This is a genomic window from Candidatus Nitrospira salsa (assembly GCF_965152625.1).
In genome coordinates, this window is the sequence record NZ_CBCUCO010000003.1 from 447,553 (window position 1) to 464,691 (window position 17,139).

Sequence of the window (17,139 nt, forward strand, 5' to 3'; positions counted from 1 at the left end):
AACCATCTTGATATTGCGGTCATCTAAAATTCTATTTCTAGCCGACCTTTGTCAAACATTCCCCAATCCAAGGTGACGAGAGGTTTCTGAATACCCTTTGACGGCGTAGGCTTTACACAGATACCTGCGTCGGTCACTTCGTGTAAATGCCCAACAATAAATGAATTTTTCTTCTCAGCATTCAGCAATTTCACGCGTATTAACTTGTTCAACGCACGTTGGTAGTCTTGGCGATGTTTCAGGGGTCGATCTAATCCTGGGGAAGATACCTCAAGTCGATAGGTATAGGGAAGAGGATCAAGTACGTCAAGAGCTCGGCTCAAGGAATGATGAAGCGCCTCACAATCTTGAATCCCAACACCACCAGGCTTATCAATAGTTACACGAATGCAGGAGCCAGCTCCTTTTCCCAAACAGCTAATTTCAACAAGTTCCACAGCAAGCGCTTGCGCCAACGGACTCGCAATCTGCTCAATCCGTTGCTCGACGCTGTGACCTGGAACCGTCATGCTCAAATACGAATAGATTCGCGCTCTATCCGAATACTCTAACTTTTCAATAGTTTAAGACCAAAAAAAAGTGGGCATTCGCCCACTCCACCTTCTGGGACCCTAGCATTTCTTCGATCTAAACGCAAGAGCCTGTGCCGACAGGGAGGTTTGCAATGGGGATTCACATCATACATCCTTCATAACCGCCAGAAGCTCCATCACCTGGAAAGCAGTAGACATGCCAAAACTCAGAGTCTATAGCGAATCCAAATAAGTTCCATCTGAGGCATATCAACTAACCCCTCGCGATTAATCGTTGTCAAACATCGAAAGGTTATACCCGCTTGGATGTACTGGCAATGATTGACGTGTTCTATCACGTATTGGATATCAACATTGTACAAGTTGGCGCTTGATCGTTTCGGTATAACTGAAACAGCTATAGGAACTCCATAGGCTTAAGAGGACCCCTATGATAAACTGATTTTAAAGACATTCTTACTCAACATAAACACTGTGATTAGACGTCCAGACCTACCTGGGCTCTCTCAATCATTAGGAATTTATTCGCTAGGAACCGTATGGGCAAAATCTTGTCAATCGCATCCGGAAAGGGTGGCGTCGGGAAAAGTGTGATTAGCAGCAATCTTGCGCTGCTCCTGACAAAACGGGGGAAACGGGTTATTTTAACGGACTTTGATACGGGTGGAGCCAATCAGCATGTTCTGTTTGGCCTGTTTCACCCAACTGCCACGATGACTGACTTCTTGAGTCACCGCCTGAAAACCCTTGAAGAGGTCGCACAACCCGTCAATGGCTATCACAACCTACGGTTGATCCCGGGAACAGGGGATACTCTGCGCACCGCCAACCTTCAGCATGCCAGAAAAAAACGACTCATACGCCACCTGAAGGAACTTGACGCCGATGTCATCGTCGTCGATGTCGGGGCAGGGACCCATTATCATACGCTTGATTTTTTTCTTTTAGCTGACCATCACTTGGCGGTTGCCACACCAGATCCAACCTCTGTCCTTGACCTCTATCGATTCATTAAACTCGCGGCCATCCGAAAAGTCCTGACCTCCTTTGCCGCTCGCGACCCCGTTGCCAACGCGCTCCTTGACCGAGAATTTCAAAGCATGTCTGAAGTCTTGGAAGCGGTGGGGGAAACGAAGGAAGATGGACTCCCGACTGCAGAACAGGCGCTGAAAGACTTTCACCCTTCCTTAATCCTCAATCGGATGACGAATGGATCTCGGATTAACACGCTGCAGCTTCAGAGCCTTCTCAAGCAATATGTCGGAACTGACCTCACCTTATTAGGGAATATTCCCGAGCATGAATCAATTTCCCGTTCGGTGCAAAAATATTTACCAGTCGTCGATCTTGACCCTACTTCCCCAGCATCAATTGCGTTGGAACACATCACGGACAATATTGTCACACGGCTCTAAAGTATTACAACGGCCCTCAGCTCTCACTCTATCTCACATCCAAATAGCACAAGCAGAAAAGTCCGAGTTTTCAGAAATGGAAAAGTCGATCAAATGATCACGTGGGGGATACAGCGGAAAGGAAAGACAGGTGGACGTTCTGTTTATGACGGAAGACCTTTTGACAATGTGTTGAGCGCCTCAGAAAGACCGCCTAGCTCAGCGCCTTTCTTCTCTAGCTCTTCACGAATCACCCTAAGTTGTTGAGCGAGGCCATCTCGTTCTTGGCCAACGCGATCAGATTCTGCAAGCGAATCCTGATACTTTTTGATTTCAGCTTCAAACCCCACAGAAGCAGCTTGCGCGTCTTTCACTTCACGCCTCGCTTCTTCCAGGTCTTGGGTCAATCGCACAACCTGTTCTTGTGCCGCCTGAAAATTCGCTTGCGTTTCTTCGTGAGCTTCTTCGTTTGTCAAGAATTGTCGATGCAGTGAATCAATCGCCACACTCCATTCCCGTACAGCGCCAGCCGGTAACTTGGGAAGGGAAGGCAAGGGACCAGCTTGCCCCAGCTTTGTCACACAGGCTTCCAGCCAATCAACAAAGACGGTCACGTCCCGAAAATTAAAATCATTCGAAGTCGAATGTACATCCTGGCTTTTTTCCTGAACAGGTGGAACGAAATGATCGGACTCATCAACTGGCTCATTATCAGTCGCTGTTCCCTCATAATGCTGCAGTAACACCGCCACACAATGTCGACAAAACGGCTTCTCATTGGAAGGGCATGAGCATTTCGTCGCCAAGACACCGGAACGTAACTTGATGGTCTGTGAATAGACACCAAACGTCCCGCTGACTTCGGCAGAAACCGATCCAGCGTCTGCCTCAAGAATTTGCACCCGACTCTCAGTAAAGTATTGCTTGCCAAGCCGGTAGACTTGTCCGCCAACCACGGAATGAATCATATCGGGCTGGAGTTGTGTAAGCGTTTGTGCAGAACATGCGATACGATTACGCATAGGCTCCTCGCGGGCTTAAGATGGGACGTGATCTCTGCAGACAACAAGATTCCCAGGCATCACGTATACTCCTCTTTTTCATTGCTTCTATGCCCTCACCTTCAAAGAGTCATTTATTGTATCGGTCAATAGAGTTGAAAATTAACGCAATCACACGAACACGAGAAGGTCTATTGTGCCTGCAGTAAAAGCATGAAAACATTTCCAGACCACATAACCACGTAACATGCCAAAACCCGCTTCATTCTCCACCAAGCATTATCTTGAAGAAGAATCAACCTGACGGCTGATCAACAATTATGTGTGAACAAGGCTATGAATCTATTATGCCTGACCACGCCCTCTTAGCCAATATACTTCAGGTTTTTCTTGTACCCATTTTAGAACACATTCCAGCTTAAAAAAACTGCTGAGAAACACTACATGTCCAATAGCTTCAAACCTTAGACTATATAGAATTCATCCACTAGACTCAGAGAGTCAACGCAAACATGTCATATTGGGAACTTCAAAAAACAAGATACGGTGAGAGAAGGGACGGATGTGAACGAGAAAGACCGTTACTCTTTGTCATGAAAATGGCCCAGTGCGGCATGATGCAACTCATGACCACAGACAGCAAAGTTCCATTTGGGGCAATACAAGGTGTTCGTGGTGAAATCAAAAAATCCTCTCAGCGTTTTCAGAGAGGGCATGTTTCCTCCATGAGATGGCATGAATTGGACGCCGCTCTGCCCGGTTCGATTCTCCCACTCCTCATGTAAGGTTTGTTGATCGAGAAACACCACGTTGAGCTGTTGAAGTTCATACTCTTCTCGATATCGACTGTCCGTCGTACACCCTATTATTCCACCGCAGATCAGCAGCAAGAGCAGAAGACAACGTAATTGCATGACACGAGGAAGGACGGAATGAATTCGGACAATCGTTTGACCCTGAGTTGTGAAAACCATCGGCATGATTTGCGTTCGCGGCGCTAGCAATAAAAGGCACACTGTTTGATGTTCTTGTCGGTTTCAATTCGCTGCTCCTTAAACCTGAACCAACATCTTGTTGAACAGGAATACGCATATCGATAATTTCATTGGATATTCTGCAATAACCCAGCACCTGGATATTTCAGAGTGACACGCCTATTTATTTACTGACTCCTACGGATGATCAGAAAGTTTCAGTCGATTCAAAATCTTTGCAAAACATTCCGCAATAACTGAAGTGGAAATACGTATTGAAATGAGAGGAAAAGAAAAGGAACAGGCAGCTGACTGAGAATGATGGCTATAGCGAATCTAACTGTTGAAATGCCTGGACACGATACCATGCAAGAAGGTGCAGTCTTGTATGGCATTCAACTGCGTGACTCAGCCATCGACCTGATGTATCAATGACATGTGTCCAGGTCCAGCTGAGGCATATCAACTAACTCCGCGCGATTACTTACTTCAAACATGCGGAAGGTTATACCCGCTTGAGTTATAGCGAATACAAATACGTTCCAGCTCAACCATGAGGACTTTCAACGCGATATCCCATGTGTCACGAGTACGAAAAATCATTGAATCGGCTATAACTGACAATGATTAATGTTTTATGTCACGTATTCGATATCAACATTGTACAAGTTGGCGCTTGATCGTTTCGGTATAACTGAAACGGCTATAGCTTTTCACTCTGCTTGATGAATCTCGAAAGTCGGCGAGGACGATCTTATTTTAAATACGGCCGTAAGCCTTGGTAGTTCTGGCCTAACGTGTGCCCGTCCTTTTCCCACGCTTGCATAAAAGTTGAAAACCGGCGCTTGTCATAACTTCCCAACATCGAGGCTCGAATGACGAGCTCGCCGGTATCGGCCCAGAAAAAACGGGAAACCGAGGCATGTCGATTCAAGTCATTAATCAGCGACATTCGCGAAAGATCATCCTCTCCAGAATCACTCACCTCGGAACTGGACTGCGATTCGATGCCGGCAAAGGCCGACTGAACCATAATTCCATCCTTGAGCGGCACCAAAAGAAATCCGATCTTCGATGGATGCGTGACTTTGACCCCTTGCTGCATGGGGTTGCATTCATAACCCAAAAATTCCAGATGTTTGATAATGTGATCCTTCTTCTGCTCATCATTGCCAAACGCAAGTCCACTGCACAACACCAACGCGAAACATGCGACTGTCGACAAAAGAAAGAAAAATCCACGGAACGTCCTCATACAATCAACTCTCCTCAAACCTTTATCCGACGCCACAACCCTCATCGACGATGAGGGTTGTGGCAGTGACCTCTTCTTTATTCAACCAATGAGATGCATATTAATTGCTATTGAGGTTAATGGTGCCTCCGGTGTTCACCAAAACTGCAGCATCGTCACTGATAGCCAACTGATTGCCTGAAGGGTCAAATCCTTCTAGAGGATTGAACCCCGGTTGAACATTCACAGAACCCGAGACCCGCAACTCTGGAAACGCGGCGAATGGTGTTGTGCATGAACCAGTCGCACACACATTATTCGTCACGCTTAAGATATTGGGGTTCGCTGCCGTGCCTCCACTAAACTGTCCCAATGGACCGGTTAAGCTAAAGGCTCCCCCAGCATTGGTTTCAACCAAGGCTCCACCGGCAATCTCTAAGACACTCCCATTTTGCAAATTAAAAATGGCCCCGGTCACACTCACAGCACTATTCGCGCCTGACACACTGATCAAGGAGCCATTGACCGTAAGGCGACTCGCGTCCAAGGACACGAGTGCATCATTGGGCAGATTGGCCACTAAAGTTGAACCACCATTCACATCAAGGAAATCCGACCCCGTCGACAGCGTGCTTTGCACAAGCACGACCAACGGACTCGTCGCATCAAGAAGCTGTGCATCCACGTATCGACTTCCGTTCGACAGTGAAAGCACGCCTCCATTGTTTATCGTCACGTTGCTGGAAACCCCTTTCTGCACAATGGAAAGCATTTCGGAACCCATGGCCAGGGTACTTTGATTAACGGTCACCAACGTCTCATCGGCAACAATCGAGCTTCCGGCTAAGGTAACAAGCGTCTCAAAACTTCCCGTGCTCCCATTTTGCAGGTCAAGCAATCCACCATCGTTCACTGTGAGAATCAAGTCTGTTCCCGAGACTAAATTATCGAGATGGACCAGGTCATCGGCCGTCACCTGACTTTGATTATTGACGATGACAGCCGTGTCATTCAAGATTCCAGCACTCGCAGTTGTTCCGCTTCCTCTAATAATCGATGCAACCGACACATTCCCAGCATTCGTGACATCCAACACTCCCCCGGAATTGACGATAAAAGATTCGGAGAGTCTTGCCAGCACGCCTTTCGTGGGCAAACCCATCTCAAGCACACTGTTATCAACTGTCACAAATGTCTCATCGCTAGCAATATTTCGAATCACAAACCCAAAACCATTGGCAATAGTGACTTGACTACTATTCGTTAAGGCTAAAAACCCACCATTATTGATTGTCAAGTTCATATCTGAACTCCGCTGGGAAAATTTATCGATAGTCAACGTCCCTTGATCAACCGTAATGAAGGTATCCCCTGAAGTAATCGCATTTTGACCGCTGTTTGTCAGGAGATCACCATTGACGTTCAATTCTCCACCACTTTGAATAGCAAGCAACCCATTGGCCGTATTGAGTGCACTGCCATTACTCGCTGACACGACGGTTCCATTGACCGTCAGATTACTTCCCTCAAGTACTTGAACCAATGCCGTACTCGCAGTGACATCCAATGTGCTGTTCCCCAGAGTCAGAAGGTTTTGCGAGGCATTGAACTCACTACCGTCTAAATCAAGAAGAGAGCCTTCTATGGCTACATTGGCATTCGTGAATTGCGCGACATCGACTGACGCATTCACTGTCGAATCTTGGAGGGCAAGACCTCCCAAAATCGTCGATTGCTCAATGGGCGTATTTTGAGTGCGGATGCCAGCCAACAGAGAGCCAGTGTTATTGGGATCTTCAAATGCAGAAAGCAAATCTGACGAAACCGACGGAGAAATGTTCCCGACCGAAGATATGGGAATATTCGAGATATCGCCTGAAAAATTTTCTAACGCCAAAATAACCGGAGACCCATCACTAGAAGAAGAGCCATTTGTCGACGAAACAAAAGGTGTACTCATCCCCATCGTACTACCAGACAGGATGACGGTTGGACTTCCAGAACTAGACGGAAATCCGGACTCACCAGGGCCTGGTGGTGGCGGAGGTGGTGGCGGAGCTGGCGGAGCTGGAGGCGGCGGACATCGAGCCGGTGCTCGCCACCTACCTGAAAAAGTGGTGGTGGTGGTGGCGGCGGAGCTGGAGGCACTGGTGGTGGAGCTGGTGGCGCTGGCGGCGGTGCTGGCGGCGGAGCTGGTGGTGCTGGCGGCGGTGCTGGTGGTACTGGCGGTGGAGCTGGTGGCGCTGGCGGCGGTGCTGGTGGTGCTGGCGGCGGAGCTGGTGGTGCTGGCGGTGGTGGCGGTGGAGGTTCTACTACCTGAGTTGTTCCGTCTCCAGACTGCCTAAATTCTGTTGTGGGAATACGATCATCTTCAACAATCACAGAGGGTGGTAATGTTGGTTCAAGGTTAGCCGCTGGGTCCGGCTCAAACAACGCAGCCACTAAGTTGTCAGCTTGCTGTTGCTGCGCTCCTACAATTTGCGTTTGGGCTTCAACTGGTGTTCCTGTGTGTTGTGGATTGGCTTGAAATTCTTGAATACGCCATGGAGCATTTTGATCTACAAACGGGTTGCTCACAGACTCTCCGATCACTTGAACACCCTGCTGGGCACCTAAACTCGTCTGCACAGCACCTGAGTCATCGGGCAAGAACGCCGCATGTCCCTCCACCACATGTACCGTCGATGTCATATGATTCGCCGCAACACGATCTTGCGACGCCAGGGAATATCCCGAACTCAGTAGAGGCCTTGATTCACTCAAGGACTCGTTTCCGGCAAAGGACCCTTGGCTCGTTGGTGGGGTAACCGTGAGACCGACAATGGAGGCAGGTTCGACCTCAAGAGAAAATGTTTCGGTCTTCAGGACAATCGGCAAACCATCTGTTTTGGTTGAAACACAGATGTGCCCATTCAATACATGTATAACTTTGGGCAACTGGCCATCTTGTAAGATTTGAAGTTCAGATTGCTCCTCCATGACTACCAAGGTCTCATGGTTAATGAGCATGGCAAGCATGGAATCATCGCCTGTTCGGATTTGGTCGCCGTAGACAACTGGACCTTTAAATTCTAGTCGTTCGCCAATGGCAGGTTGATGTGAATGATAGAGAAAGACTTGACCAGAGATATTGGAAACGATTCCTACGGATTCCGTCTCAGCGGGAAGACTTTGTGCGAGAACAACGTGCCCCCAAAAGAGATGACTGGCGATAAGAGACCAGACCACCGACCGAAAAAACGTGTTCGCCCTAAGTTGCCTTGCCTTCATAAAGTGGCCCTCCTCTGCCCCTTTACTCACTCCGTCCAAGCGCAAAAATCTTTTCCGCGCATTCCGAGACCGTACATGAATAAATGTACTTTATTGTTTTTTATTGTTGGGCTTGTGTCAAGATATTTTTTACGTATGATACGTTGCCGCGATAAATACCAGAACATCTGTGCATAAAGCCCTGCCTACCCTCACAAATACATATTTAACAGAACACTCTCTTCTCCTGTTCATTCACCATTCTCTCTTGACAAAACCTGAAGGCTAACGTAAAAGCCGACGAGCGTTTCACTGTGTGTCCCACATTCCATGGAAGGAACTAAGGTTATGCAACGTAATTATGGGTACGTATTCATTCTCGGATTACGAGCATTAGGGGGAAGTCTCATTGTTACGTGTTTCTGGGCGCTCTTCCTGAGCCCCGTTTTTGCGCAAAAAGGAGATGCCGAGGTGTTACTCGCCGAGGCCACCATGGCATATGATGACAAAGAGTATCAAAAAACGCTTGACCTGCTAAACCAAGCCCATGAACGTGACCCACAGAATGCGAGAGTTCTCTATTACCTTGGGCTGACCCATCTTGCCCTTAACCAACCGGCCAATGCACAACAACATTTAGGAGCGGCCTACCAATTGAAGCCGGATGACCTGTTCATTCGATATCAACTGGGCATGGCCTACTTTGCTCAGCATCAATATGATGAAGCTGAACCCTTACTGTTCGATGCCTACGAAGAAAAACCAGGCTTGGAAAGTTTGGGATATTGCGTCGGATTTCTTCACTATCGAGAGAAAGATTATGACGAAGCCTTAGCCGCGTTTAATACAGAAACATCGAAGGATCCGAACATTCAACAACTGACGATGTTTTACAGTGGGTTGGCTAGTGGCGTACTTGGACTTCCGGAACAGGCCATTATTGAATTAGATGAAGCCACCAAAGCCGATGCGGTTTCCCCGTTAACGCAAGGGGCCATTCAACTGCGCGATACCCTCGCTGCTGGCCGACGAACCACACACGAACGCAAACGGTTTACGGCACAACTCAGCATTGGTGGATTTTATGACGATAACGTGGCCATCAATCCCAACCGGAATTCCGATGCGACGGTCCAAGCCTTACGAAACAGAAAAGCTCCCTCTCCTGGCATCTTAGCCTCAGCCTTGCTCAATTATGCATGGCTTCGGCATGGCCCTTTTGAATCCACGATCAATTATTCGTTTTTCCAAACACTCAACGTCAATAATTATCTCTCTCGATTTGATACCCAAGACCACTTAATTGGTATTGGAGGGTTTTACCGTGGAAACGTTTTTGATCTTCCGTACCAACTGGCCGCGGAATACTCGTTTGATTATCTATGGCTTGACTCCGTTCCGTTTCTGAGCCGGCATAGTCCAACGTTTTCAGCCACTCTCGTTGAACCCGTCATTACGCTCCCAGTGCTAGGGCAAGTTGGAAACATCACCACCGCTATCGTTCGGCATCAAGTAAAAACTTTTTACAATGAAGCCTCAAATATCGATCCTCGATTTTCTCCCGATGATCGTGATGGATTTAATACCATGCTTGGCCTCACTCATGTGTTCCGCTTTGCGGAAGACGCCCATTTACTCAGAGTCGGCTATCAGTATGATAATGAAAATACTGATGGGGCGAATTTCACCTATCATGGACACCGATTCTTAACCGGAGGGCAAGTATCACTTCCAATTGATGGCCTACGGCTTCGCTACAGTTTTGATATACATTGGAGGAATTATAATGCTGGCGCCAACACTTTTTTCCCGACAGCAACTCCTAGCACGGTTCGCCGTGATGATACTCAACGAAATCACCTCCTCCAACTGGTGAAAGACTTGCCGAATAATTTCTCGCTCATTGGGCAATATCAGCGTATTCGCAATGATTCAAATATTGCCGTCTACGATTACACCAAAAATGTCTTTACAGTCATTTTAGGGTGGACATATTAAAAGCACCATTTGAATCTCAATCAAAAGACACGCGTCACCTCCCAACATTACGAACATCCGCTGATGCAGTCTAGTTTGGAGAGGAGTAAAAACACCGTCTGATGATATAGGAAAAAATTAGACGTCTTATTCTCCAAATGCTTCTTGGTTATGCAAAGTTCGCAGGATTATGATGTATAAGGTTGCCTACAGCCGTTGTAAATAATTTCCGATGTTTCTAGTAGGTAATTTCGCGGGGGCACATGGATACCTTTGATGCTGGAATCAAAAGGATTATTATGTCGCTATTTTCGATTGTCCATCAGGAACGCTTGATCTTCCGAACAAACGTATCCACTGAGACCATTTATGATCACAATGGTGAATGACCATAGGAATTCTCAGTGAAGGTTGAACAGATAAGACAAGTGGTGCGTTGAACGTTCATGGCCTCAGCACACCACTGGAACTTATCTGGTTTCGCTATAGACTTTTCGACTCAAACCACCTTCTCTCCCTATTTGTCTACCAGATTCAACTCAAGCAGAGCGTCTGAAACGTTTCTTTTTAAGCTCCCAAGCTTTTCAGCCAATAGCCCAACTGATACCGTCAGCGAAGGCCCCCAATTCAGGCCCTCCACATGAGATGAGCCTACTCCGCTGAAGTAGCCTTGCCGACAAAGGTCGGATAGCTCTGTCTTCCTATCCCTTGTTCCATCAATGCATCAGCGTGAGCGCATAATCAGATAAAATGTCAGGTTGTTTTCCTAATTAGAATGAGTATACTTCTAGCGTGTATTGAGTTCTTCCGGTGCTTTATTCAGTCCATCTGAGAGTCGCCCTCAATGGATAGCCAAATATTTTCCGGAAAGTATCAAGTCCAACGAGAGATAGCGAAAGGTGGAATGGGCGTCATTTACCATGCCCTCGACCTCACCCTCCGACGACAAGTCGCCATCAAAGTCCTGCATCCACAATTCAGTAGCGACCCAGCATTTGCACAGCGGTTTCTTCGGGAAGCACGAGCCATGGCTCGACTCGATCATCCCAACATTATGCGAATCTACGCCGTCGAAGAAGAACAGAATCGTCATTATATTGTCATGGAATATTGCCCGGGAAAAGATCTGAAAGACCTCATTAGAGAACAGAGTCCCCTGTCGCTTACCCATGCCCTACGTATAGCCATTCAAACGGCAGAGGCTCTGACCTATGCTCATAACAAAGGTATTGTGCATCGGGACATTAAACCGGGCAACATTATGCTCACGGAACGAGACCAAGTGAAAATCACCGACTTTGGAATAGCAGCCGCACTCGATGAGTCATCGGTCACGGTCACCGGAACTGTGATTGGCACGCCAGAATACATGTCACCAGAACAGGCACGCGGAGAGCTGGTTGACGCGCGAAGTGATCTCTATTCGTTGGGAATGGTGACCTACGAAATGATCACAGGAAAAACGCCTTATAAAGGAATTCCAGGTCATACAATCATTGGAAAACTGGCGTATGAATCATCAGATCCCATCCTAACCTTCCCGCAACATACTCCTCTCGAAATTCAAGATGTCATTAGAGGACTCATCAAAAAAAACCCCGATGAAAGGATTAGTAGTCCAGATCAAATCATTGGGACTCTGACTTATAATCTCAGTCAGTTGGAGCAAGATCAATCCAATGTCGATGCGACTATGGCCTTGGCACAAACAGGATTAGAACCACCCCAACCTACCGTCAAGAGGCCAAGGCCATCGATAGGACATACTGAAGCTAAAGGAAAAACCGCAGAGATCTCTGAATCTAGGCCTCCATCTGATTCGATGAACGATGGTCCAAAGCCAACCCAAGACTCCAATCAAACGCCTCCTGAATCGACGCGATGGTCGCTTATATTAGTTGGAGGGTTGCTAACCGCGTTATGTATTCTGGGGGTCTTCTACTCATATCCTTGGCCATTTTTCGTTTCTGAGAAAAAAGAAGAAATTGGACATAAAGCTGAACTGTCTCAACAAACACATACTGAGCCGCAACGTCAGGCAGCGAAAAATGAACACTTAACCAATTTGGCAACTGCTAAGGATGTAGACAATGATGGAGTGCAAAATTTCCGCAAAGCCAAGGCTGGTACCGAAGCGAAACAACAGGCCGAACTCGCTGCAGTAAGACACCAAGAGGAAGCTCAACGGCTCGCGGCGGAACAAGCCGCTCAGACAGAAAAGAAGGCCCGTGAAAAAGCGGCGCGCGAACGTCAAGAGGCTGAGGCACGCGCAGCAGCTGAGCGTCAACGCCTCGCCGCAGAACAAGACCGACAACGCCAAGAGGCCGAACAATTGGCAAAGACTAAAGCCGAAAAGGACCGCCTCGTAGCAGCACTCGAAGCTGAAAGTAAGAGAACTGAACAAGAAAAAGCTGAACGTCAACGGCTAATTGAAGAGCTCAAGAGAAGAGAGCAGGAAGACCAACAACGCCGAGACGCTGGAGCCAAGGCTGCCGCCGAAGTAAAACAACGGGCCGAACTCGCTGCAGCAAGACACCAAGAGGAAGCCCAGCGCCTCGTGGCAGAGCAAGCCGCTCAGACAAAAAAGAAGGCCCGTGAAAACGCGGCGCGCGAACGTCAAGAGGTTGAGGCACGCGCAGCAGCTGAGCGTCAACGCCTCGCCGCAGAACAAGACCGACAACGCCAAGAGACCGAACAATTGGCAAAGACTAAAGCCGAAAAGGACCGTCTGGTAGCAGCACTCGAAGCTGAAAGTAAGAAAACTGAACAAGAAAAAGCTGAACGTCAACGACTGATTGAAGAACTCAAGAGAAGAGAGCAGGAAGACCAACAACGCCGAGACGCTGAAGCCAAGGCTGCCGCCGAAGCGAAACAACGGGCAAAACTCGCTGAAAGCAAGCGGCAGGAAGCTCAACGCCTCGCGGCGGAACAAGCCGCTCAGACAGAAAAGAAGGCTCGTGAAAACGCGGCGCGCGAACGTCAAGAGGCTGAGGCACGCGCAGCAGCGGAGCGTCAACGCCGCGCGGCAGAACAAGACCGACAACGCCAAGAACTGGAACGACAACAAATTACGGTATTATTGGAAAATTTCCAGAAGGCGTATGAGACTCAAAGCCTTCCAACTCTTCAACAAATCACAACCATGGACTCGAAAAGAGTCCGGTATTTACAGTTGATGTTTAAAACATATTCAACAATACAAGTAGCAACGGAAATAGAATCCATAACCAATCAAGGGGTTTCGGCAAAGTTATTGATCACGAAGTTGATTGATCAAAAAGGTAAACGCATAACGCCTAACCCCATCATTCGAGAAACCACGCTTACAATCCCCAAGGAAGGCGAACAATGGGGGAAAATTCAATGGTAAGAATATGATTGAATTGAAAGTGTATTTAGATTCAGTGCTCATTCACAAAACCACTCATGCAAAAAATCGTATTACGATCGGACGTTCCGAAGACAATGATCTAATACTCGTAAATCCACATGTCTCACGACAAGAAGCGATCATTGAAATCGAAAATGGGAAAATGGTTCTGCATGACAAAAGCACGAATGGAATTTTACTGGATAGTCAGCGAGTTTCGGGGCTCATCACCTTACCGAACCGTTGCCTCTTAGAAATCTTCCCTTTCCAAATAGAATATCTCTGTTATCGTGAAGACGAGACCATTCCCTTACCCAAACTTAGCCAACCTCCTTCATCACCAAAGCCAGAACCAGTCGAACATTTTCGCAAACCTTCCCCCACTTCGTCTCATTTCACAGGACTCGTCGGGGAAAGTCAGGCGATGCATCAACTCTATCAACTCATCCAAGACGTTGGAGACAGTCCGGCAACGATCTTAATACGTGGGGAACATGGGACAGGAAAAGAGCTTGTAGCTCGTGCGCTCCACAACGTCAGTCAGAGACATCATAAACCATTTGTCCCAGTCAACTGTGCAGCCATTCCTCTAGACCTCATTGAAAGTGAATTGTTTGGCTACGAAAAAGGCGCCTTTACAGGAGCGCAAATCATGAAAACTGGGAAAATTGAAGAAGCACGAGGCGGAACAATTTTTCTCGACGAAATAGGAGAACTCAGCATGAGCGCCCAAGCCAAGATTCTTCGTTTCCTACAAGAAAAGGCGATCATGCGTTTGGGAAGCGCGAAAGAAGTTCCGGTGGATGTTCGGGTCATCACAGCCACGAATCGAGACTTAGAAAAAGCCATGCACGATGGTGATATTCGAGCTGATCTTTATTATCGTCTACGAGTCGTTCAACTGACGATTCAACCATTACGTGAGCGTGCAGAGGATATCCCATTACTTGTCAAACACTTTGTTCAAAAAATCACCAAAGAACTCGGATTATCGAGTGAACCCCTCATTACCGATGAAGCCAGAAATCGTCTGAACGGAGCACCTTGGCCAGGCAATGTGCGTCAACTGGAAAATGTACTGTATAGCGCAATCCTTCGTTCTCGATCATCTCATCTCATTGATGAGCCAGTACTCCTAGAAGATTCAACGACGTGGACATCCATTGAATTAACAGAACATGAAACGCCGTTGAACACCATCAATAAACAGGCCTTACTGCAAGTTCTGACTCAACATCATTGGGATACAACAAAAGCTGCCAAAGTGCTAAAAGTTAGTCGAGGAACTATCTATTATAAAATGAAAAAATATGGAATCGAACCACCGCGCCCACAGTCGAGAAGTACGAGCTCATAAGATAGGATGAGAATCTAATAAGAAGGGTTATACTGGGATACATGTTAATAGCATGTCTCACCTCACGGATCGCAGGGTCCGATCTATAACGCTGCAACGAGAGACCACCGTTAGTCCGAGGAGGAGAACATGCTTTCTGGGAGCGGAGCAGGAAACTGAAATCCAAACAATTCAGGGTCTTGTCCAATGACTGTTGCGGAAAAAATATATAACACATAATCTTTTGTTTGTTGTGGAATCTGAAACTGCTTCATGAGCTGCCAAAAATTTCGGTCTCTTGGATTCGGAGAAAGCTTTCGTATCAGCTTTTTGACACGAGTCGGCCCCCAATTATACGACGCCATCACGAGAAGCCCTGATGCCTGTGCTTCTGTCGTGTATAAATACCGCAAGTATTTTGCGGCAGCGCGCGTGGCCTTTTGAAAATTATGCCGATCGTCGCGGGGATCATACCGCTCAATATCAACTAACGGTCCGGTCTGCAAACCATACTCCACGGCCGTTGTTGGAATAAACTGCCAAGGTCCCTTGGCAATACCAAATCGAGTCTTTGGACCAACAGCCTTTAGATTAAATGCACTTTCTTTGAGTCCTAGATAAAAAAACTGTGGGGGCATATGTTCGGCGAGCATGGCTTTTGCCACACTGTCTCCGTAATGATGTTTATTGGCACGCGCAATGGCCTTCGCTAACGCATTAGTCGATTGCCATTTACGGATGTACCGTTTGACTTCTTGAACAAATTCTTCCGGCATTTCGACTTCACTTTCTCCAAATAATCTTGCCATCCGCAGAATAAGACGATCCTGTGGGGGCATAGTAGGTGAATAGATGCCAATATCCTCCAGGAATTTCTCATATTCTTGGGCCGTTCGTTGTCGGGCTAATTCAAGTTTTTTTTTCCTTTTCAACATATTTTCCACCTGTGTCGGACTTAATTCTCGCAAGACCATGTCCTCGAGATTCGCCAGCTCTAACTCCAGCGTCTTCATCGAATAAAACAGGTCAGACGCCATCACTCTGAGATGAGCCATCTTGGAGGTTTGATACCAAGCCACTCCAGCCAAAATCAGTGAAAGACAAAGACCAAGGGCAATAGCCATTTGATATTTGCGAGAGCGGCGTTTAAATACGTCATCGAATGTTCGTTTAATCATGATGGTCCGTTCGCCAGCCCCCTCGCCAGACCGCCGATCGAGCGCACTTCTGATGATTTGAGTCATCGAAGCTTGTTCGGGAGGAGAAGGCTCAGAAACCACCTCAGACCCCACGTCGGAAACAGGTTGAGATGGCGTCTCACTTGATGGCTGCTCAACAGAACTGGGCATCTCAGCCTCATCCTCAAATCGTTCCAAGAGTTCACAATTTTCCTGTGACTCTGGGATAGACTCACGATCGGTCGGCTTCAATCGCCGTGCTTCCGCAGCTTGTGCCGCTTTTTCTGCCAGCGCAATGCGGCGTTCAAGATCATCTGACGGATCTATAGGTCGCGGAACTTCCGGTTCAGGTGCCACTCCTAACGATGAGTTATCCTTGCTAGAATCTATTCTGACAAAACTAGCCGATGAAGAATCAACCGGAGACCGCTCCCGCAAATCCGCAAGCGCCTCAACCGTCACATCCAGAATGGGACCTCCACGTCCAAGTTCCAACCTATTCACTTCACCCAATGGTTCGCGTTCAACGCGAGTCCCATTCAGAAACGTTCCGTTACGACTCTGCAAATCATGAATCCACCACTGTCGTCCTTCGAACCGGATCTCCATATGCAATTTGCTCACAGAGCGATCCAGCAGCTGGAGATTGCATTCAGTAGATCGTCCGACACGAACGGTCGTCGTAAACCGATGTTCTCTCTCTTTTATCAAGCCTTTCTCCACGCGCACGATGATCGGGAACAATTCAGACAACTGAATAGTGCGATCATCGGTCATCGATACATCACTCCTTTGTGATCGAGGCTGACTTTACAGATGACAGAAAGACACATGAAACATTACAAAAAAGAGCACGAAGAAACCCTGAAGCTCCTACGGCTCTTTACTAGACA

The 17,139-nt window shown here is 47.5% G+C and carries 11 protein-coding genes; 4 read left to right on the forward strand and 7 right to left on the reverse strand.

The annotated features are described in order from the left end of the window. Positions 1 to 23 precede the first annotated feature (23 nt). A complete protein-coding gene (locus tag ACWQXP_RS13490; RefSeq protein WP_454063397.1) occupies positions 24 to 509 on the reverse strand; it encodes a ribosome maturation factor RimP in 486 nt (161 codons plus the stop codon). A 563-nt stretch (positions 510 to 1,072) separates the two neighbouring features. Between ACWQXP_RS13490 and ACWQXP_RS13495 the strand changes: the two genes are divergently transcribed. Continuing rightward, positions 1,073 to 1,948, forward strand: coding sequence for a P-loop NTPase (locus tag ACWQXP_RS13495; protein WP_454063398.1), 876 nt, complete (start codon positions 1,073 to 1,075; stop codon positions 1,946 to 1,948). 143 nt (positions 1,949 to 2,091) lie between these two features. On the opposite strand, the gene ACWQXP_RS13500 is transcribed toward ACWQXP_RS13495, so the two are convergent. The 5 genes from ACWQXP_RS13500 to ACWQXP_RS13520 form a co-directional block, all read right to left on the reverse strand. Beyond that, positions 2,092 to 2,949, reverse strand: coding sequence for an SWIM zinc finger family protein (locus ACWQXP_RS13500; protein ID WP_454063399.1), 858 nt, complete (start codon positions 2,947 to 2,949; stop codon positions 2,092 to 2,094). Between the two features lie 560 nt (positions 2,950 to 3,509). Next, complete coding sequence (locus tag ACWQXP_RS13505; protein WP_454063400.1) at positions 3,510 to 3,908, reverse strand: hypothetical protein; 399 nt, start codon at positions 3,906 to 3,908, stop codon at positions 3,510 to 3,512. 748 nt (positions 3,909 to 4,656) lie between these two features. After that, a complete protein-coding gene (locus ACWQXP_RS13510) occupies positions 4,657 to 5,157 on the reverse strand; it encodes a hypothetical protein (protein ID WP_454063401.1) in 501 nt (166 codons plus the stop codon). Positions 5,158 to 5,257: 100 nt separating this feature from the next. Continuing rightward, positions 5,258 to 7,096 (reverse strand): beta strand repeat-containing protein, encoded by a 1,839-nt coding sequence (locus tag ACWQXP_RS13515; RefSeq protein WP_454063402.1) that lies wholly within the window; start codon positions 7,094 to 7,096, stop codon positions 5,258 to 5,260. Next, the gene (locus ACWQXP_RS13520) at positions 7,093 to 8,406 is read right to left on the reverse strand and encodes a hypothetical protein (RefSeq protein ID WP_454063403.1); all 1,314 of its coding nucleotides are present in this window, start codon (positions 8,404 to 8,406) and stop codon (positions 7,093 to 7,095) included. The genes ACWQXP_RS13515 and ACWQXP_RS13520 overlap by 4 nt, the downstream gene beginning before the upstream one ends. 327 nt (positions 8,407 to 8,733) lie before the next feature. Here ACWQXP_RS13520 and ACWQXP_RS13525 point away from each other — a divergent pair, with 327 nt between their 5' ends. From ACWQXP_RS13525 to ACWQXP_RS13535, 3 genes are all read left to right on the forward strand, one after another. Continuing rightward, positions 8,734 to 10,383 (forward strand): tetratricopeptide repeat protein, encoded by a 1,650-nt coding sequence (locus ACWQXP_RS13525; protein WP_454063404.1) that lies wholly within the window; start codon positions 8,734 to 8,736, stop codon positions 10,381 to 10,383. A gap of 823 nt (positions 10,384 to 11,206) precedes the next feature. Next, positions 11,207 to 13,732, forward strand: a complete 2,526-nt coding sequence (locus ACWQXP_RS13530) for a protein kinase domain-containing protein (RefSeq protein ID WP_454063405.1) — start codon at positions 11,207 to 11,209, stop codon at positions 13,730 to 13,732. 4 nt (positions 13,733 to 13,736) lie between these two features. Next, positions 13,737 to 15,089 carry a sigma 54-interacting transcriptional regulator gene (locus tag ACWQXP_RS13535; protein WP_454063406.1) on the forward strand — a complete coding sequence of 451 codons (1,353 nt, stop codon included), beginning with the start codon at positions 13,737 to 13,739 and terminating at the stop codon, positions 15,087 to 15,089. A gap of 110 nt (positions 15,090 to 15,199) precedes the next feature. Here ACWQXP_RS13535 and ACWQXP_RS13540 read toward each other — a convergent pair whose 3' ends face one another. Beyond that, complete coding sequence (locus ACWQXP_RS13540; RefSeq protein ID WP_454063407.1) at positions 15,200 to 17,023, reverse strand: FHA domain-containing protein; 1,824 nt, start codon at positions 17,021 to 17,023, stop codon at positions 15,200 to 15,202. Positions 17,024 to 17,139 lie beyond the last annotated feature (116 nt).